This is a genomic window from Sphaerisporangium sp. NPDC051011 (assembly GCF_040653595.1).
Lineage (GTDB): Bacteria > Actinomycetota > Actinomycetes > Streptosporangiales > Streptosporangiaceae > Sphaerisporangium.
The window spans coordinates 70,364-88,603 of sequence record NZ_JBFAGG010000014.1; the positions used below are offsets into that span (position 1 = coordinate 70,364).

The 18,240-nt window shown below is 68.4% G+C and carries 17 protein-coding genes; 2 read left to right on the top strand and 15 right to left on the bottom strand.

The features are described 5' to 3' along the window. Positions 1–30: 30 nt before the first annotated feature. Entirely contained in the window at positions 31–3,663 is a 3,633-nt protein-coding gene (locus tag AB0H21_RS29205; protein WP_358522764.1) for a hypothetical protein, read from the bottom strand. A gap of 321 nt (positions 3,664–3,984) precedes the next feature. Here AB0H21_RS29205 and AB0H21_RS29210 point away from each other — a divergent pair, with 321 nt between their 5' ends. After that, the gene (locus AB0H21_RS29210; RefSeq protein ID WP_358522767.1) at positions 3,985–4,560 is read left to right on the top strand and encodes a hypothetical protein; all 576 of its coding nucleotides are present in this window, start codon (positions 3,985–3,987) and stop codon (positions 4,558–4,560) included. Between the two features lie 225 nt (positions 4,561–4,785). Here AB0H21_RS29210 and AB0H21_RS29215 read toward each other — a convergent pair whose 3' ends face one another. The 9 genes from AB0H21_RS29215 to AB0H21_RS29255 form a co-directional block, all read right to left on the bottom strand. Next, the gene (locus AB0H21_RS29215; RefSeq protein ID WP_358522768.1) at positions 4,786–6,042 is read right to left on the bottom strand and encodes an Nramp family divalent metal transporter; all 1,257 of its coding nucleotides are present in this window, start codon (positions 6,040–6,042) and stop codon (positions 4,786–4,788) included. A 68-nt stretch (positions 6,043–6,110) separates the two neighbouring features. After that, positions 6,111–7,760 (bottom strand): chaperonin GroEL, encoded by a 1,650-nt coding sequence (gene groL, locus AB0H21_RS29220; RefSeq protein ID WP_358522772.1) that lies wholly within the window; start codon positions 7,758–7,760, stop codon positions 6,111–6,113. Between the two features lie 14 nt (positions 7,761–7,774). After that, entirely contained in the window at positions 7,775–8,800 is a 1,026-nt protein-coding gene (locus AB0H21_RS29225) for an NAD(P)-dependent alcohol dehydrogenase (RefSeq protein ID WP_358522774.1), read from the bottom strand. Then, complete coding sequence (locus tag AB0H21_RS29230; RefSeq protein WP_358522776.1) at positions 8,797–9,477, bottom strand: iron-sulfur cluster assembly protein; 681 nt, start codon at positions 9,475–9,477, stop codon at positions 8,797–8,799. Before AB0H21_RS29230 ends, AB0H21_RS29225 begins: the two co-directional genes overlap by 4 nt. Next, positions 9,474–10,496 carry an amidohydrolase family protein gene (locus AB0H21_RS29235; protein WP_358522779.1) on the bottom strand — a complete coding sequence of 341 codons (1,023 nt, stop codon included), beginning with the start codon at positions 10,494–10,496 and terminating at the stop codon, positions 9,474–9,476. The genes AB0H21_RS29230 and AB0H21_RS29235 overlap by 4 nt, the downstream gene beginning before the upstream one ends. Positions 10,497–10,506: 10 nt before the next feature. Then, complete coding sequence (gene mimD / locus AB0H21_RS29240) at positions 10,507–10,851, bottom strand: propane 2-monooxygenase effector subunit MimD (RefSeq protein ID WP_358522781.1); 345 nt, start codon at positions 10,849–10,851, stop codon at positions 10,507–10,509. Beyond that, complete coding sequence (locus tag AB0H21_RS29245) at positions 10,848–11,957, bottom strand: aromatic/alkene monooxygenase hydroxylase subunit beta (protein WP_358522784.1); 1,110 nt, start codon at positions 11,955–11,957, stop codon at positions 10,848–10,850. The genes mimD and AB0H21_RS29245 overlap by 4 nt, the downstream gene beginning before the upstream one ends. Before the next feature lie 38 nt (positions 11,958–11,995). Continuing rightward, a complete protein-coding gene (locus AB0H21_RS29250; RefSeq protein WP_358522785.1) occupies positions 11,996–12,997 on the bottom strand; it encodes a 2Fe-2S iron-sulfur cluster binding domain-containing protein in 1,002 nt (333 codons plus the stop codon). Between the two features lie 76 nt (positions 12,998–13,073). After that, positions 13,074–14,711 carry a hypothetical protein gene (locus AB0H21_RS29255; RefSeq protein ID WP_358522787.1) on the bottom strand — a complete coding sequence of 546 codons (1,638 nt, stop codon included), beginning with the start codon at positions 14,709–14,711 and terminating at the stop codon, positions 13,074–13,076. A 198-nt stretch (positions 14,712–14,909) separates the two neighbouring features. Between AB0H21_RS29255 and AB0H21_RS29260 the strand changes: the two genes are divergently transcribed. Next, entirely contained in the window at positions 14,910–16,742 is a 1,833-nt protein-coding gene (locus AB0H21_RS29260) for a helix-turn-helix domain-containing protein (protein ID WP_358522789.1), read from the top strand. 307 nt (positions 16,743–17,049) lie between these two features. Here AB0H21_RS29260 and AB0H21_RS29265 read toward each other — a convergent pair whose 3' ends face one another. The 5 genes from AB0H21_RS29265 to AB0H21_RS29285 form a co-directional block, all read right to left on the bottom strand. Beyond that, a complete protein-coding gene (locus AB0H21_RS29265) occupies positions 17,050–17,223 on the bottom strand; it encodes a hypothetical protein (RefSeq protein ID WP_358522791.1) in 174 nt (57 codons plus the stop codon). Positions 17,224–17,334: 111 nt separating this feature from the next. Continuing rightward, positions 17,335–17,511, bottom strand: coding sequence for a hypothetical protein (locus AB0H21_RS29270; RefSeq protein ID WP_358522793.1), 177 nt, complete (start codon positions 17,509–17,511; stop codon positions 17,335–17,337). A gap of 116 nt (positions 17,512–17,627) precedes the next feature. Further along, positions 17,628–17,807 (bottom strand): hypothetical protein, encoded by a 180-nt coding sequence (locus AB0H21_RS29275; protein ID WP_358522795.1) that lies wholly within the window; start codon positions 17,805–17,807, stop codon positions 17,628–17,630. 18 nt (positions 17,808–17,825) lie between these two features. Continuing rightward, the gene (locus AB0H21_RS29280; protein WP_358522796.1) at positions 17,826–17,996 is read right to left on the bottom strand and encodes a hypothetical protein; all 171 of its coding nucleotides are present in this window, start codon (positions 17,994–17,996) and stop codon (positions 17,826–17,828) included. Positions 17,997–18,028: 32 nt separating this feature from the next. Continuing rightward, positions 18,029–18,214: a hypothetical protein gene (locus AB0H21_RS29285; protein ID WP_358522799.1), complete on the bottom strand. Its 186-nt coding sequence runs from the start codon at positions 18,212–18,214 to the stop codon at positions 18,029–18,031. Between the last annotated feature and the right edge of the window lie 26 nt (positions 18,215–18,240).

Below are 18,240 nucleotides of genomic sequence, written 5' to 3' on the forward strand. Positions count from 1 at the left end.
GACCGCCTCCCCGTGACCGCCACACTGGAGTCAGGGGTCGCTTCGATAGAGTCTGGACTCCTCTGCGGTGAGTCTTCTGCGGGTGCGGGCACTCGCGAGGGTGAGCACGTCCTCAATGGGGCCACAGACCGCACAGCGCCACACTCGTACCGTCGCATCGTCGTGCGTGGTCACCAGCCGCCCGTCCCGGCCGAACGCGACGCTCTCGACCGATGCGCCGTGGCCGCGGAAGACCAGCGGCTCGCCGTCCCCGGCCGACTGCCAGATCCGCACGCTGTTGTCGTTGCCCCCGGTGGCGACGAGCCGCCCGTCGGGGCTGAACGAAAGAGTCCACACGATGCCCTGATGGCCGCGCAGCACCACGGGCTCGGCCTTGCCGGTGACGTCCCAGATGCGCACGGTCCCGTCGTTGCCGCCGCTCGCCACGTACCGTCCGTCGGGGCTGAACTCGACCGTCCATACCAGGCCCTGGTGGCCGCGCAGCACCACGGGCTCGGCCTTGCCGGTGACGTCCCAGATGCGCACGGTCCCGTCGTTGCCCCCGCTGACCACGCGACGGCCATCGGGGCTGAAGGCGACGCTCCGCACTACGCCCTGACCGCTTCGCAGGACCACTGGCCCTGCCCCGCCCGCGACGTCCCAGATGCGGACAGTACCGTCGTTGCCCCCGCTGACCACGCGACGGCCATCGGGGCTGAAAGCGGCGTTCCAGACCGCTCCCTGGTGCCCGCGCAGCACGACCGGCTCAGCCTTGCCGGTGACGTCCCAGATGCGCACGGTCCCGTCGTCGCCGGCACTGGCCACGCGACGGCCGTCCGGACCGTAGACCACGTCCAGCACCTCGCCGTGATGGCCGCGTAACACCACGGGGTCGCGGCCACTCGCCCAGTCCCACAGGCGGACAGTGCCGTCAGCCCCGGCGCCGGCCACATGACGGCCGGCGGGGTCGAACGCGCCGCTCCACACCGGCCCGGCGTGGCCGCGCAGCACGACCTCCTCGGGGCCCCGCACGTCCCAGATGCGCACCGTGCCGTCGTCGCTGGCCGTGGCCATGGTGCGGCCGGCGGGACCGAAGGCCGCCGCCCACACCGTGCCACGATGCCCGCGCAACACGCGCGGGTCGAGGGCGTCGGTCGAGCTCCAAACCCGTACGGTCGCGTCGTTGCTCACGGTCGCGATCTTGTATCCATCGGGGCTGAACGTGACGCCCTCCACGGTGCCGTCGTGCCCGCGCAGCACGAGCGGGTCCCCATCTCCGGCCACGTCCCACACCCGTGCGGTGCCGTCGGTGCTCGCGCTGGCCACCCGCCGCCCGTCCGGGCTGAACGCGACATCCTCCACTGAGTTCGTGTGCCCGCGCAGCACGAGCGGCTGCGCCTCGCCGCGCAGATCCCAGACGCGTACCGTCCCGTCGCCGCCGCCGCTGGCCACATGACGCCCGTCCGGGCTGAACGCGACCCCGAGCGCCCGTCCTTTGTGTCCGCGCAGCACGACGGGCTCGGCCTTGCCCTCTGCATCCCAGATCCGTATGGTGCCGTCCTGGCCGGCGCTCGCCAGACGCCGTCCGTCGGGGCTGAACGCGATGTTCCACACCGCGTCGCGATGGCCGCGTAACACCACCGGTTCGCCGCCGACATCCCACTTCCACACCCTGACCGTGCCGTCCACGCCCGCAGTGGCCAGGCGGCGCCCGTCCGGGCTGAAGACCGGGCTCCACGCCTCGCCCTGGTGTCCCCGCAGGGTGATCGGATCGCTGGCCGTCAGGCCCTCGCCGGTGGTCCGCCAAACCCGGACGGTGCCGTCCTCGCCGCTGGCGGCCAGGTGACGTCCGTCCGGGCTGAACGCTACGCCGCACACCTTGCCCGGCCCGACGGGGAGGGTGAGGCGTACCCGGGACTCGACGACCGCCTGGCGCAGTACCGCATCGGCCTCTCGGGTGGGGCTGACTTCCAGCGCCCGCCTGGCGAGGAGCACGCTCAGCTCAGGATCCAGCGGCAACTGGCCTCGGGCGTTCGCCGCGAGCTGCCGGGACCGGGCCGTGTCGCGCTCGACTCGTAACTGGCGGGCGTTCAGGACGGCACCGAAGGCGAGCGAGCTCACCAGCAGGAGCGTGATCGCCAGGCCGGAGAGCGTAACGCGCGTACGACGCCGGACCGCCGCCCGTTCGCGCGCATGACGCTTGCGACTGGCGGCGAGGAAGCCGCGCTCCAGCTGGTTGAGCCAGTCCAGCGGTCTGCCGTCCCATGCCGCCAACCGATGGCCGGTGTACAGGAGGCTCTCCTCGGCCCGGTGGTGCTTCCATTCCAGGGCCGCGTCAGTGAGGCGGCGATGCGCGCGTAGCAGCTCGCGGTCCTCGGTTAGCCATCCAGACAGCCGAGGCCAGGATCGGATGATGGCCTCGTGGGCCACCTGGACACTGTCGGTGTCCACGGTGAGGAGCCTGGCCTCAGTCAACCGGGCGAGGACGTCGCGCACGGCGTCGTCGTCGGGCCCGGCGAGCAGCTCGGCGAGCGAGACCCGCCTGCGGGTGTCGCCCGTGCCCTCCCCCAACGCGGTCAGCCGGAGGAACATGTCCCTGGCCAGCTCCTGAAGGGCGCCGTCCAGCGCTCCGTAAACCCGTTCCGCAGTCCGCGCGACCGCTCCGTGGATGCCTCCAGCCTCGCGATACTCCGCCAGGGTCAAGGTGTTTCCCCTGCGGCGCCGCCATGTCTCCAGCAGGGCGTGGGAAATGAGCGGCAGCGCTCCCGGCTCGCCGCGCGCGTCCGCCAGGATGGTCTCGACGAACGCCGACTCAAGTCGCAGCCCGGCCACCTCGGCGGGGCCGGTCACCACGCTCCGCAGGTCGGCCTCGTCCATCGGGCCGATCAGCCATTGCGCGTCGCGCAGCACGGTCGCGAGCGCCGGATATTCGGCACAGCGGGCGTAGAAGTCCGCGCGGGCGGCGATGACGAGCCGTACGCGGTCGCTGTTCCCCTCCAGAGCCGCGAGCAGGCAGGCGATGTAGCGGACGCGCTCGGCCTCGTCCTCACACTGGGTGAAGACCTCCTCGAATTGGTCCACGACGATGACGACGCGCGCGTCTTTCGGCGGACGGGCCAGAATCTGGCCGATGGCGAGGCGCGTGTTGGCGGGATCGTCCATGAGGTCCGCGTGCAGTGAGCCGGCGGAGATTCCCTGAAGGTTCGCCAGGCTTATCGCGAGCTGTTCGACCGGGTGCTGACCCGGCGTGAGCAGAGACGGCAACCATTCGACCTCGCCTCCGGCGCTTTCCTCCAGGAGCGCGGGGATAAGGCCCGCACGCAGCAAAGACGACTTTCCGCTTCCAGAAGGTCCGAAAATCCCAAGAAATGGATTACCCGCTACGTACACACGGAGTTCGGCCACCAGTTTCTCCCGGCCGAAGAACCGGGCGGCGTCCTCGGGCTCGAATCTCATCAGCCCCCGGTACGGAGCGTCCCGCGCCGATGCGCCGGGTTCGGCGACGGAGCCCGGGGCATCCCCGGCGGCAAGTCGCTCGGCCGTCTCCCGCCAGCGCCGCCCCCACTCGGCCGGGTCGCCGCCGCATGCCCGTACATAGGCCAGGGTCACGGCGAGTGTCGGGAACACCTTGCCCCCGGCGGCCTCGGACAACGCCGTCGCCGAATAGTGGGCCCGTCTGGACAACTCCCGATATCCGGGTTTCCCCGCGACTTCACGTAAGGCGCGTAAACCATGTGCGAACTGCTGTATCAAGTCCGCATTCGGGTCGAGCGCACGTTCCGGTCGTCCCACTGCCACCCCCGTGCAGTCCGATCATTGATTGAAAAGTCCAGCATTCCCCGTCTGGACAACCCCGCCTCGACTATATCTATCCCTGGAAATCAGTGCTACCTCGACGGATGGGTTGCACATGCCCAAAGCAGACAGGGGGGCCATCTCTCGATTTGGCCTGATCAGGCGAATTAGGTGTCCGTTTCCATCACGGCGATCAGAAGGAGCTTTACCATGAAGAAGATCATCTCGACTGCGGCACTCCTCCTAACCTGCGCGACCATGATCCTGACGTCGCTCCCGGCGAGCGCGTCGACATCGGCCGCCGACCCGGTCCCGTCGCTTTCCGACGTTGTCGGCGCGCGGGGCGACGTTTCCGCGGCGGCGGCGGTGTGCGACACCGTCACCATCACCTCGCTGGCCAACTCTCGGCTGGTCTCCGCCGAATTCGGCTGGAGCGGCGACGGCTACGGCATGCTGCGCGCCCGCGCCACGGCGGTCGGCCCGTGGGAGAAGTTCTACGTCTGTTTCGGCGGTTCCTTTGACACGATCCAGTCGCTGGAGACCGGTGATTTCGTCTCGGCGGAGCTCGGCCGGGGCGGCGACGACTACGGCATGCTGCGCGCCCGCGACACCGCCCTCGGCCCGTGGGAGAAGTTCCGCATCGCGTCCTGCGGCAGCGGCTGCGTGACGATCCGCTCGCTGGCCAACGACCGACTGGTCTCCGCCGAGCTCGGCTACAGCGGCGACAGAGTCGGCATGCTGCGCGCCCGCGCCACGACGGTCGGCCCGTGGGAGAGGTTCCACTAAAGGAAAGCCGACCGCGCCCCTGCCGTTCCCGGAGCGGCAGGGGCTTTCGGTCCGGTGAGCCGGCAGACACCTTCGTGGAAGCCCTGCAGACGACGCCGGCGAAGGTGCCGCAAACGCGCCCCACCGCCTACCCAGAGCTGCACCTGTGCGGCACCGACCGTCCCGAGGACCTCGCCGAGCAGGTCTCCGCGAACTTCTCATAAGCCGCCGGCGAGGGGGTCGTCGTTACGGCGCCAGAGTCACGATGACCAGTGCCGCGTTGAGGAGGATGATCACTAGGCTTGCGGAGGCGGCTGCGGTGGTGGTGATCTTTCGGTTCGCCCAGTCGCCCATCACGTCCGGGCGTCTGGTCAGCAGGACCAGCGGAACTAGGGCGAAGGGGATGCCGAAGGACAGCACCACCTGGCTGAACACGAGCGCCTGGGTGGGTTCCACGCCGAAGGCGAGGACGGCCAAGGCCGGTACCACGGCAAGGCACCTTCGCACATAAAGCGGAATTCGGCGCCGGAGAAAGCCCTGCATCACCACCTGTCCCGCGTAGACGCCCACGCTGGAGGAGGCCACCCCCGAGGCGAGCAGCGCGATGGCGAACAGCAGAGCGGTCAGCGAGCCGGCGCTCTGCGCGAATTGGGCGTGCGCACCGGCGAGCGTCGGCTCGGCGGCCGTTCCGTGCAGCATGGCGGCGGCGACCACCAGCATCGCCACGTTGACCAGTCCGGCCACGCCCATGGCGAGAACGATGTCCACCCGCTGGGCGCGGATCAGCGTGCGGCGCGGGAGCCCATGGCTTGGATCGAAGCGCTCCCGGGTGAGGGCCGAGTGCAGGTAGACCGCGTGGGGCATGACGGTGGCGCCGACCACCCCCGCCGCGAGCAGCATGCTGGCGGCACCGTCGAAACGTGGGACGAGACCGGCTGCCGCATCGCTCAGCGGCACCGTGACCTGGAGTGTCTGGTAGAGGAATCCGCCCGCCACCACGGCCAGCAGGCCGCTGATCAGCGCCTCGAACCTTCGTTGCCTGGCTGTACGGACGGCCAGGACGAGGAAGGAGGCGACCGCGATGATGGTTCCGCCCTGCAGCATCGACAGGCCGAAGAGCAGGTTCAGTGCGACGGCGCCGCCGATGAACTCCGCCAGGTCGGTCATGATGACCACGACCTCCGCCTGCAGCCACAGTCCCAGCACGACCGGCCGCGGATAGTGGTCACGGCAGAGTTCGGGCAGACTCCGGCCGGTGGCGAGGCCCAGCTTGGCCGACAGGTACTGCAGCAGCATGGCGACGGCGTTGGCGACCAGGACGACCCAGAGCAGCAGGAAGCCGAAGCGGGCGCCGCTCTCCACGTTGATGGCGAAGTTCCCCGGATCGACGTAAGCGACGGCGGCCACGAAGGCGGGACCCATCAGGGCGACCATGCGCTGCTTCATGCCGCCGGGCGGAGGGACGGGGATGGTGTCGGACGAGACTTCGAGCGAGGGCTTCACGTCACCGCCTTCAAGGGGAGCACGGGGACGGGCCTGACCCGTCCCCGTGGGCTGAACTCACGCGATACTCACGCGATGTTCGATGGTCTCGGCAGGCCTTCGGCGAGGTCGCCGAATCCCGGAGCGACGATCGCACCCGGATTCCGCATCACCTCCTCCACGATGAGGGTTTCGGTGGTGAGGATGAGCGCGGCGATCGAGGCCGCGCTCTGCAGGGCGCAGCGTGTGACCTTGAGCGGATCGATGATGCCGCGGGCGAACATGTCGCCGTATTCACCGCGCAGCACGTCGAAGCCCTGCCCGGGCTCCAGTTCTTCGACCTTGCCCACGACGTCGTCCCCGGAGTATCCGCCGTTGATGGCGATCCAGCGCAGCGGCTCGGCCAGCGCCATGACGACGATGTCGCGCCCGACGGAGGCGTCGCCCTCGAGGTCGAGTTCGAAGAGCTCCGCCCTGGCCTGCAGGAGCGCGGTGCCGCCACCGGGGACGACGCCTTCCTCCACCGCGGCCCGCGTGGCCGCCAGAGAATCCTCGACCCGGTGCTGTTTCTCCTTCAGTTCGACGCCGGTGGCGGCGCCGACCCTGATGACGGCCACGCAGCCGGAGAGCCGGGCGATCCGCTCCTGGAGCTTGTCCACGTCGTGCTCGTTCTGAGCGCGGGCCAGTTCGGCCTTGAGCTGCTCGATCCGAGCAGTGACGTCCTCGCCGGATCCCGCGCCGCCCACGATCGTCGTGCTCCGCTCGGTGACCGTCACCTTCGCCGCCCTGCCGAGTTGCTCAAGCCGTACGGTGGCGAGGCCGGTTCCGCGGTCGGCGGTGACGACCTCGCCGTTGACGAGCACGGCGAGGTCGTCGAGCTGGGCCAGCCGGCGGTGGCCGAAACCGGGGGCCTTGATGGCCACCGATCTGAAGGTGTCGTGCACGGAGTTGGCCACGAGCATGCCGAGGGCCGGCCCGTCGACGGTCTCCGCGATGATCACCAATGGGGAGCCGCTGCGCATGACCTGCTCGAGTACCGGCATGAGTTCCTGGACCTTGGAGATCTTCTCGTTGGTCAGCAGGATGTAGGGGTTCTCGAAGACCGTCTCCATGCGGATCTGGTCGGTGACCATGTACGGCGAGATGTAGCCGTTGTCGAACTCCAGTCCCTCGACGAACTCGACGTCCATGCCGAGCGACGGCGAGTCCTCCACGGTCACGACGCCGGCGGGCCCGACGCGGGCGATGGCGTCGGCGATGATCTCACCGATCACGACGTCGTTGTTGGCCGACAGGGAGGCCACGTGCAGCAGGTCCTCCGGTCTGGTCACCGGGCGTGCCCAATGCCGGAGCACGGCGATCGCCCTGTCGACGGCCTGCTCGATTCCGGCCTTGAGCTGCATCGGGTTGCCGCCCTTCTCCACCTTGCGCAGCCCTTCGCGCACGATGGCCTGGGCCAGGACGGTGGCGGTGGTGGTGCCGTCGCCGACGTCGAGGTTGGTCTTGCTCGCCACCTCCTTGACGAGCTGGGCGCCCATGTTCGCGAACGGGTCGCCGAGCTGGATCTCCCGGGCGATGGTCACGCCGTCGTTGGTTATGGTGGGCGGGCCGGTCAGCTTCTCCAGTACGGCGTTGCGGCCCTTCGGGCCGAGCGTCACCTTGACCGCGTCGGCGAGAGCGTTGACCCCCGTCTCCAGCAGGTGTCGCGCCTCGGTGTCGAATCGCAGTAGCTTCGCCATCTCACTCCTCCGGATCAGGGAACGAGGATCGCGCGGCCACGGATGCGGCCGTGCTCCAGGTCGTCCAGTGCCTCGCCGAACTCCTCCAGCCGATAGGTGGTGGTGTGCAGCGCGACCTTGCCCTCGGCCGCCAGCGCCATGAGCTCGGCCAGGTCGGTGTACGAGCCGACCAGGTTGCCGACGAAGTTGATCTCGGTGGAGATGATGTCGATCGTCGGCACGGACAGCACACCCCCGTACCCGATCACCAGGTAGCTGCCCGCCCGCCGGAGCATCGCGACGCCGTCCGCGATCGCGCCGCCTTCGCCGACGAAGTCCAGGACCACCTCGGCGCCCAGGCCGCCGGTCAGATCCCTGACGGCCTGGACCTGCTCTCCGTCGGCCTGTACCACGTGGTCGGCGCCGAGGCCGGCGGCGAGTTTGAGTGCCTCGGCGGACCGGTCGACCACGATGATCTGTGCCGGGCTGAGCGCTTTCAGAACCTGGACTCCGATGTGCCCGAGCCCGCCGGCGCCGATGACCACCACCCGCTGTCCCGGCGACAGCAACCGTGCCGCCTTGCGGGCGGCGTGGTAGGCCGTGAGCCCGGCGTCGGCCAGCGCCGCGACCGCCGCCGGTTCCAGGGACGGTGCCAGCTTGACCACCGCCCGGGCATTGGTCTTCAGCAGCTCGGCGAACCCGCCATCCGTATCGATGCCGGGGAAGGCCGAGGCCGCGCAGTGCACGTCGTCGCCCGCCCGGCAGGCGGGGCAGAGGCCGCAGGTGATCAGGGGGTGCAGGATGACCGGGTCGCCCACCGCCAGGTTGTCGACGGCGGGCCCGACCGCGTGCACCCATCCGGCGTTTTCGTGCCCCAGCGTGTACGGCAGGGCGACGCCGGACTTCTCGCGCCACTGCCCCTCGACGATGTGCAGGTCCGTACGGCACAGGCCCGCGCCCCCGATACGTACGACGACGTCGAGCGGGCCGGTGATCTCCGGTTCCGGCACCTCCTCCACCTGGGGGATTCGGTGGTAACCATGCAGTCTTACGGCCTTCAAGCGGCACCTCCTAGATCATCTGAGTAGCGGGCGGCCAGCAGCGCCCGGCAATGTTCGGCGTTGGCCTCGGCACTCACCCGAAGGGCGTTGGCGAAGCGGAGGTATTGGTCGACGCGCTCGGCGGGGACCCTGCCCCCGTCCGGATCGGTGAGCATCCACGCGTCGGGACCGGCCGGCAGGCCGATCGCGGCGCGGGCCCGCTCGTACGCGGCCACGAGGGCGGAAGGAGGCAGGTCGCCGAGCCTGAGGCCGGTCAGGTCGGCCGTGGTCCACCCCTGGGTGAGCAGATCACGGCAGAGGCGGCCCTGCGCCGCGACGAAGGCCTTGCGCCGGAAGACGCTCCGCAGTTCGGTCAGGTCCCCGTCGGTCAGGCCGGGGAACGTCGCCTCGAACCCGTGGCCCACCCCCTCGCTGATCTCGCCCGCGGTGAAGTGGTCGGCGAGATCGACCCGCACTTCGGTGACTCCGGGCAGTGCCCGAAGCGCGGCGTCCGCGTCGCCGACCATCATGAAGACGAAGTTGGGCGCGCAGAAGTACGTCGGGAGCCGAAGCTCCGCGTGGACGGCGCCGCCGTCCACGCGGAGCATCCGCACAAACCCCAGGTCGGTGATGGGCTCGTCCAGTTCCGGGTCGCGGACCTGGCCGAGCGCCGCCCAGGCAGCCTGGCGGCTGATCACGATCGGCCCCCGGGCGCGGCTCCCGCCGGCACGGAGTCGAGCTGCGCTTCGGCGGGGACCTTGAGGTCGTACAGGCGGGCGGCGTTGAGGCCGAGGATCCGCTTCTTGGCCTCGACGCTGAGCGTGCCGTACTCGCCCTGCATGTCCTCCGGGATCTGGAAGTCGACGAACTGCTCCACGAGCCAGCGCGGGCTCCAGATCGCGTAGTCGCTGCCGAACACGAGCCTGTCCTCGCCGAGCCAGTAGAGCAGTTCGCCGATGATCTGGGCGAAGTAGCGGGGCCGGGAGTGGATGAACGGCATCGCCACCGCGAGCCCGCCGTACACGTTGGGCTCCTGCTTGGCGATCCAGCAGAAGTCCTCCAGGCGGGGCAGCCCCACATGCTCGACGATGAAGTTCAGGTCAGGGAAGGCGGTGGCCACATCGTCGATGTCGGCGACGTCGAAGGCGTCGCGGTTCAGCGGCCAGATCGTCGGGCCCTTGTGCACGTGGATGTTGACGATGCCGAGCTCTCGGCACTTCTCCAGGTAGCGGTACGCCTCGGGATCGGAGAGCTTGTACCCCTTGGAGTCCCCCTTCCACTCGGCCGTGTAGAGCTTGACGCCCTTGAGCCCGTAGCGCTCGGCCTTCTGCTCCAGCACACGCAGGCCCTCGTCGCCGTCGCGCGGGTCGAAGGAACCGTTCAGCACGAACCGGTCCGGGTGCCGCTCCTTCACTACGGCGTTGCGCTCGGTCGTGTTGAAGCCCTCGCCCGGGTAGAAGTCGCGCAGGTAGGTCGGCTGGAAAATGGCCATGTCCACGTAGCCCGTTTCGAACAGGTCGTGGATCAGGTCCTCCTCGGTGTACTTGCAGAACTTCTCTAACGGCCAGACCCACTCGGCCGGGCTGAGGCTCGTCTGGTAGTTGTAGAAGCACTCGATGAAGCCCTCGCCGTACCGGTTGCGGTTCTCCGGGCTGGCGTTCCAGTAGTGGACGTGGCCGTCCACCACGTAGTAGCTCACGCCGTCCTTGTGATACATGCCGGGCTCCTCACTGGACCGGGCGCAGGTCGAAGTCGATGTACTCCGCCGCGTCCTCGGGGTTGGCGAACAGGAAGGTGCGGTCGTCGAGATGCACCATGCGGCCATAGTGGGTGGACATGATCTCCTCGAAGTCGGCGGGGCCGAACTCGAAGCCGATGGCGTCGGAGATCTCGTCGAAGTCGAACTCGATCTTCCCCTCGCCGTCCACCCGGATCATGGAGGGGTACTCGCTGACCGTGACGCCGGGCTTGCCGCGCATCACGTCCGCCACGACGTGGCCGTTCTGGTTGTTCATCAGCGTGACGCCGCACCTGTTGGACGACGTCGGGTTCGCCGCACCGAACGCACTCACTGGTTCAGCTCCTTCGGCTCGTTCAGACCAAGGTCGGACAGCAGGCCGCGGAGACGGTCCTTGGCCCGGTCAAGGGACTCTTCGAAGCGCAGCACCTTCTCCGCCGGCTGCGACCAGAGCGGCTGGAGCCGCCGCGTCGCGTCGAGGCTCACGGGCACCCACCGGGTCAGCCAGCCGGCGACCACCTCGGCGTTGGCCGCGCCGTACCGCTCGTCGCGCAGCAGCAGCGAGAAGAGCGTGCGGGACGCGCGCAGGTCGCGGTCGTAGTCATGCTCGCCCGTCCCCATGACGGTCGGCGTGGCGTAGTCGCCGTTCCTGGCGGAGATCTGCATCACCAGATGGCTGCGGAACAACTCGCCCACGAGGGGCTCGAAAACGAAATTGGTGGCGAAGACGGCCTCGGCCCAGTCCTCGATCGCCGTCAGCCGCTCGACGTTCTCCCGCACCCCCTGCCAGATCGGGTCGGTGTGCCAGACGTCGCGGTGCGCCGTCCCGTCGAAGTCCGGGAGGTTCTCGCTCAGCTCGAGGTTGTAGAGGGCGAGGTCCTGCGCGAAGCGCAGCTTGTGCGTGCCGTTGACGGCGAGCGCGGTGTTGATCATGTTGGTGGGGGCAGACCGCTGGGTCGACACGAACACGTGCATGCCGAGCCCGTTCTCGGCGTGCATCCAGGCGCCCACGTGCCGTTCGACGAACGTGGTCCAGCTCCGCGTCCACGCACGGTAGGCACCGGCCCGGCGCGCGTTGTCGAGGTTGAGCTGGGTCTGCCGCACGATGCTCGAGTTGTTGCGGTAGATCGTCTGCTCCCATTCCTCGTTCGGGTCGAGGAAGGCGTGCCAATTGCCGGACCGCAGCGCCGTCCAGTCCTGGGGGTAGCCGGCGTCGCCGTTGGCGAAGGAGTAGATCCAGCCCTGGGTGAGGTGCCTGTCAGGGTCGGGCTGCACGTCGAAGGTGACGTCCTCGTACATCGACGCGCGCAGCTTCTTCGGCTTGAAGTAGTTGAACGCCCGGCTGGTGGAACTGGGGAAGGTCAACGCCCCGGCCTCGGCGTCGGTGAGCTCCGGCTTGGGGAAGCTTCTGCGGGACGTTTGCTCGGTAGGAGTCGCCACGGCTGTGCTCCTGTTCTGCTCGGTACGGCCGCGGGCCGTCACTGCGATCCCGCGGTGGTGGTGAACTTGTCGAAGTAGATGCGCTCGCGCGGCACGCCCTTGCCTTCCAGCACGGGGATCGCCGCGTCGATCATTGGCGGAGGTCCGCACAGGTAGGCGTCGGCCTCGGACAGGTCGTCTTCGGCCCGGTCCAGCGCCTCGGTGACCAGCCCGCCGCCCTCCTCCGACAACACGGGCACGAACCTGAAGCCCGGCAGGTCGCTCTCGAACCCCGCCATGAGGTCCAGGTGGAACAGGTCGCGCGCCGTACGGGCCCCGTAGTAGTACCGCGCTCCACGCCGGATGCCCTGTTCGCGCATCTGGGTGAGCAGGGAGAGGATCGGCGCCATGCCGGCGCCGCCGCCGACGAAGACGATGTCCCTGTCCGACTTCTCCCGCAGGGTGAACGTGCCGTACGGGCCCTTCACCTGGAGCGTGTCACCCGGGCGAAGGCCTTCCCGCAGCAGTCCGGAGAACCTTCCACCGGGATAGCACTTGATGATGAAGTCGAGGTGGTCTCTCCCGACATTCGCCATGGAGAACGAACGCCACTCGTCGGCGCCGGGGATCCGGACGTCGACGTACTGCCCGGGGGTGAACGGCACCTCTTCCGCCGGCACCAGCCGCAGAGCGGTGATGTCGTGGGTGAGGGGGGTGATTTCAGCGACCTCGGTGTCCACCAGCCTGGGGGGCACCCCGGCGTGGATCATCTCTTCGTCGTAGTTGATCAGCTCGATCTGGAGGTCGCTGTAGGCGTGCGCCTTGCACAGCAGGACATAGCCCTCCTCGCTTTCGTAGTCCGCGAGCGCGAACGTGGAGTAGCGGTCCATCTGCAGGTCGCCGTCGAGCAGGAAGGACTTGCACGACGAGCACTGACCCTCCTTGCAGCCGTGCATCAGCATGACGCCCTGGCGGAAGGCCGCGTCGAGGATGGTCTCCTCCTCCTCGACTTCGATCTCCACATCGACCGGCTCGAACCGGACCCGGTGCTTGTCTCCCATGTGGTCTTCTCCCTCGTGGGCTTCCTGACCGGGGGCGCGGCAGATCCCGCGACGGTTCCGCGCCCCCGCCTCCGGGTCAGACCCGCGTTACGTTGGGGTTCGCGCGATACTCGGCGAGATGCGCCGCGCGCTGCTCGGGGGTCATCTCGTTGAGCGTGACGTTCGGGCTCGGGAACGGCAGGCCGCGGACGTCGTCGAGGGTCCAGAGCTTCTTCGGGTCATCGAGATCCACATGCGGCTGCGGGACGAGCGTCTTCCCGTCGTCGCGGACGTAGCCGAGGTCCTTGATGATGTCGGCGAGGTCCCAGCCGTGGTAGAGGGTCTCCCACTCGCGCTTGCCGGTCAGCCGGCCCATGGACGGCGTGTCCCGGCCCTCGTAGGTGGGCCGGAAGGCCACGCTGTCGGTCCAGTGGCAGGTCTCCGAACAGTAGGTGCGCCACTGGCCGTCGACCTCGTCGGCGATCATGTCTTCGCGGATGAGGCAGGGCACCATGCAGGTCCAGCAGCGGTGCGGGTACTGGTATCCGACCTCCTCGAAGGCGATCGGCTTGTTCCGCCCCGGGTAGCGCAGCCGGTTGTAGGCCTCCCACCACCGGCCGTACTGGTTGTACCAACCGGGGTACTTGTGCTCGAACCACTCGAAGTCATCGTCGGTCATCCCGTCGATCCGCCAGAAGTTCACCGGCCACCCCGTGGCGAAGAACTGCGCGACTTTGTGGACGTAGCCCTTGTTGTAGATCCGGTTCCAGGCCTCCTCGACCAGTTCGTGCGGGATCTTCAGGCCGTACTTCTCCAGCGGGATGAGGTAGCTGCGGTAGTAGTCGTCGTAGATCCACCGCCGCCACATCTCGGCGTAGCTGTCGCGGTCCTTGCGGCGGTCCTTCGTGCCGTACTCGATGAAGGTGCCGATGGCCGCGTCGACCACGCAGTGGTTGTTCCACCAGGCGTAGCGCAGGTCGCGCTCCAGAAGCTGCCGGTTCTCCTCGTCGGCCAGTGCCATCAGCAGGATCGAGTAGCCGTTGCTGATGTGCCGCGACTCGTCCGACTGCACCGAGTGGAACACCGTGGGCAGCAGGTAGTCGCCGTTGGCCGACGCCTCCGACGGCATCGCGACGAACAGCGTGTTGGTGAACGCGGTCTCGGCGACCAGGGTCAGATAGACGTTGGCCGCGGTGATCGCGTCTCCGGTGATGAACCCCTCACCGAACTGCCGCCCGATGGTGCCCGCGTAGCAGTTGGCGAAGGCCTTCTCGCTGATATCGAAGCCGGCCGGGTCGATGTAGTGGTTCATGTACAGCCGCTTGAGGTTCATCTGGATCGTCGAGTGCCGGACCTCGTCGATCATCTGTACGGCCAGGCCGTTGTGGATCTCGGGGTTCGGCACCGCCCCGATGGCCATGGGCATGGCCCGCGCCGCCGAGATCTCCGGGAACGGGATGATGGACAGGAACAGCTTCTGCCACTCCATCCACCGCTGCTGGACCTGGCGGAACATGTTGCCGCGTATGGCCCCGTCCATCGCCCCGAACACGCGGTTGTCCTTCTCCTCCTCCATCGGGAAGTAGGACCGCAGGACCTGCTTGAGCGGGTCCTTCTTGGGGGACTTGTCGAACCTGTAGTCGGTGGCGAAACGCGTGGCTGGCGTCGCGAAGGTCGGCTCCCAGGAGAGCTCGGTGATCTTCTGGTGCGCCTTGGTGAGACTCTGTCGGCTCACGTCGTCTCCCTGCTTTCCGGTCGGAATCACGACACGGCCATGACAGCGGAGACGGAGACGACGCGGCGTCTCATCTTGAGACGGGCAGGGTGACGGCACTCCCTCTACCGTTGGGGTCAACCAGGGCGTAGCCTCGGCGTAACTTCGGTGTCACATTTTGAATCCTTGGTCCGGCGCTCCAGGGAGGCGATGTCGGTAATGGGTGCCTCGAGGCTGATCGCCCAAGCACGAGAACGCTTCATCGAAGCAGGCGACTTCACTGGTGGGCGCATACGCGAACCAATCGAGGTCTCTTGGCGCCGTTCCCAGTTCTTCGGCGTGGATGTGGACAAGCTGGATCCCCCGTACCGGCCGGACGTGGATCCCGGCACAGCCCTCAGCCTGGCGGCGCGGCCTGCCCTGGACCGGCTCGAGTCGGCACTGACCGGAACACCGATGACCGTGATCCTCACCGACGCGCGTGGGCGCGTGATCGCGCGCAGAGCGGGAGAGGAGTCGCTCAACAAGCTCCTCGACCGCATCCGTCTGGCCGTCGGATTCAGTTACGCCGAGGAATATGTGGGGACCAACGGCATCGGCACGGCACTGGAGGACAAGCGGGCCTCCCACGTTTTCGGCGCCGAACACTACTCCGCCCGTCTGCAGGGGATGTCGTGCGCGGCGGCGCCCATCCGGCATCCGCTCAGCGGCCGCGTCGAAGGGGTCATCGACCTCACCTGCCGCTCCGCTCACGCCAGCCCGCTGATGACCGCACTCGTCCAGGAGGCCGCGGCCGACATCGCGCACCGCTTACTGGAGGACAGCACCGAGCGGGAGCGGGCGCTGCTGGCCGAGTTCCTCTCCGCGACGAGAAGGGCCGGCAGACCCGTCGTGACCGTGAGCGACCAGCTCGTCATCACCAACCCAGCCGCCGCACGCCTTCTTCAGCCGAACGACCAGGTAACGCTCCGCGACCGCGCGCTCGAGCTCCTGGATTCGCGACGAGACACGGTGGACAGCATCGTCCTGTCCAGCGGGCAGGTGGCGCGGGTACGCTACCGGCCGATCGAGGTGGGCACGGTCGCCGCGGGGGCGGTGATCGAGATCAATCTCAACGACGAACCGGGCCAGAGCATCCGTGTTCCGCCACGGCCTGAGGCTCCCTGGGGCGGCCTGGCCGGCCGGCATCCCTCCTGGCTCAACGTCTGCCAGCAGGTCGAGACCCGATGCCGCGCGCGTACCTGGACGCTGCTTCTCGGTGAGCCCGGAGTGGGAAAGCTGGCGATCGCGGAAGCCGCCCACCGCCGCTGCTTCTCCTCGTCTCACGTAGCGGTGCTGGACGCCTCCGACTGCGAGGCGGACGTTCCCGCTTGGCTGGACCTGCTCCGCTCCCACCTGCGCGAGCCTTGTGCGACCGTCATCCTGCGTCATGTCGATCGCTTGGATCACGCCACCACACGGCTGCTCACCCTGACGCTGGAAGAGGAGGCCGGGGTCGCGGGATCCGGGGCATGGGTGACCGCGACCGCGACGGACGAGACCAGTGCCGCGGTGCTGGAGCTTCAGGACTTCTTCCCGGTTACCGTGGCCGTGCCGCCCCTGCGTCACCACATTGACGACCTTCGCGAGCTCGTTCCCGCACTACTCCAGCGACGGCAACGCGAACGGCGTGTGACCTGCTCAGGAGAGGCGATGCAAGTGCTGCTGCGCATGGCATGGCCGGGGAACGTCGCCGAACTCGACCGTGTGCTCGGGGCCGCCCTGCTCAGACGCCGTGCAGGGCAGATCCAGGTCGGTGACCTGCCCGAGCGGTGCCACGCGATCACGCGCCGGATCCTGACTTCATTGGAAGCGGTCGAGCGTGACGCCATCGCCCGCGCGCTGATCGAAGCAGCCGGCGACAAAGCCAGGGCGGCGACCCTCCTGGGTATCTCGCGAGCGACGATCTACCGCAAGATCCAGACCTACGGCATCGACGTTCGCGAGCAGGTGACAGCGAGACGCGCACCACAGCCGGCCCCAGGGGCGAAAGCGCGCTACAGACCGGCCTGAAGCGAGCCTAGGGCACCAACGATGTCGTCGCCCGCGACCTCGCCTACTTATGGATCTACGACGTGACCTGGGGGACCTCACCCTCCAAACGATGATGCGCATCGGCCAAGGTTTACGACATGCGCTTGCGCTTTAGTCCGCTTTCGATCACCGGAGCCGACAGAGGGCGGGACCGCTCACGCACCGGGTGAAAGAAAGCGGCCACCGCACGGGCTGTGCGGTGGCCACGGGGTTCTTCTGCCGGGTTTCCGTGCCAGGGTTCATCGGCTTCGTCGCCGTATGCCGGCGCCGGAGGCGTCAGGGCGTACTAGAAGCAGAGGCTCCAGCTCGGCTGGCAGCAGCCCCAGGTGAAGGCGCCCTCGGTGGCCGGCGGGCGGCCGCCGACCAGCTCGTCCAGGGCGATCTCCCCGGCGGGGTGGGCGATCTCCGCAGTGCGGGCCTGCGGGTTCTTCCACTGACGAATCAGCTCGTTGTCGGACATTTCGCGACTCCTTGGCTAGATGCGGGTTCGATGAGATTTCGGTGGTGGGCGCTCCGGCCCGGCCGGACCGGGCCGAAGCGCTCCTGCCGCCGGGACGGGACTACACCGGGACTACACAGGGCAGGCGAGCGTGCTGGTGTTGCAGCAGCCGATGCTGATGAAGGACTCCGTCTGCGGCGGCCGTCCGCCGACCAGCTCGTCCAGGCTGATCTCCCCGGCGGGGTGGGCGATCTCGGCGGTACGGGCCTGCGGGTTCTTCCACTGACGGATCAGCTCGTTGTCGGACATCACATGCTCCTTGGTCGAGTTTCGAGTTGGGCTTCGTTGAGATTCGTGGCGCTCGGGTCGGACCGGCCGGCGCGGCGGCCGGGCGGGCCATTTCCCGCGGACCGGCCGGTCCGGGCCTAGCAGAGGTCCACGGTGCAGCACTTGTGCGAGATCACCGGAGGCCAGGTCTCCTGCGGCATGCCCCCGACGACACGGGCGAGGTGCTCGTCGAGGTCGATCTCACCGGCGGGGTGGACCAGGTCGGCGGTACGGACCCGGGGGTCCTTCCACTGACGGATCAGCTCGTTGTCGGACATCTCCCTGGTGTACGCGGGTCAGCCGCAGTACACGCCGGTGGGGCAGCAGCCCCAGGAGGCGATGCCCTCCGTCGCCGGGGGACGGCCGCCGACCAGCTCGTCCAGGCTGATCTCCCCTGCCGGGTGGACGAGGTCGGCGGTACGGGCCTGCGGGTTCTTCCACTGACGGATCAGCTCGTTGTCAGACATTTCGCGAACTCCTTTGCGTAAGCGGCCGAGGCTCAGAAACCGCCGCCGCAGAACATGTCGGTGGGGCAGCAGCCCAGGGAGAAGGCGTACTCGGTCACCGGCGGACGGCCGCCGACCACGCGGGCGTCGTCCAGGGCGATGTCCCCGGCGGGGTGCGCGATCTCGGCGGTACGGGCCTGCGGGTTCTTCCACTGACGAATGAGCTCGTTGTCGGACATGACGTACTCTCCTCTTGGATTGAGAT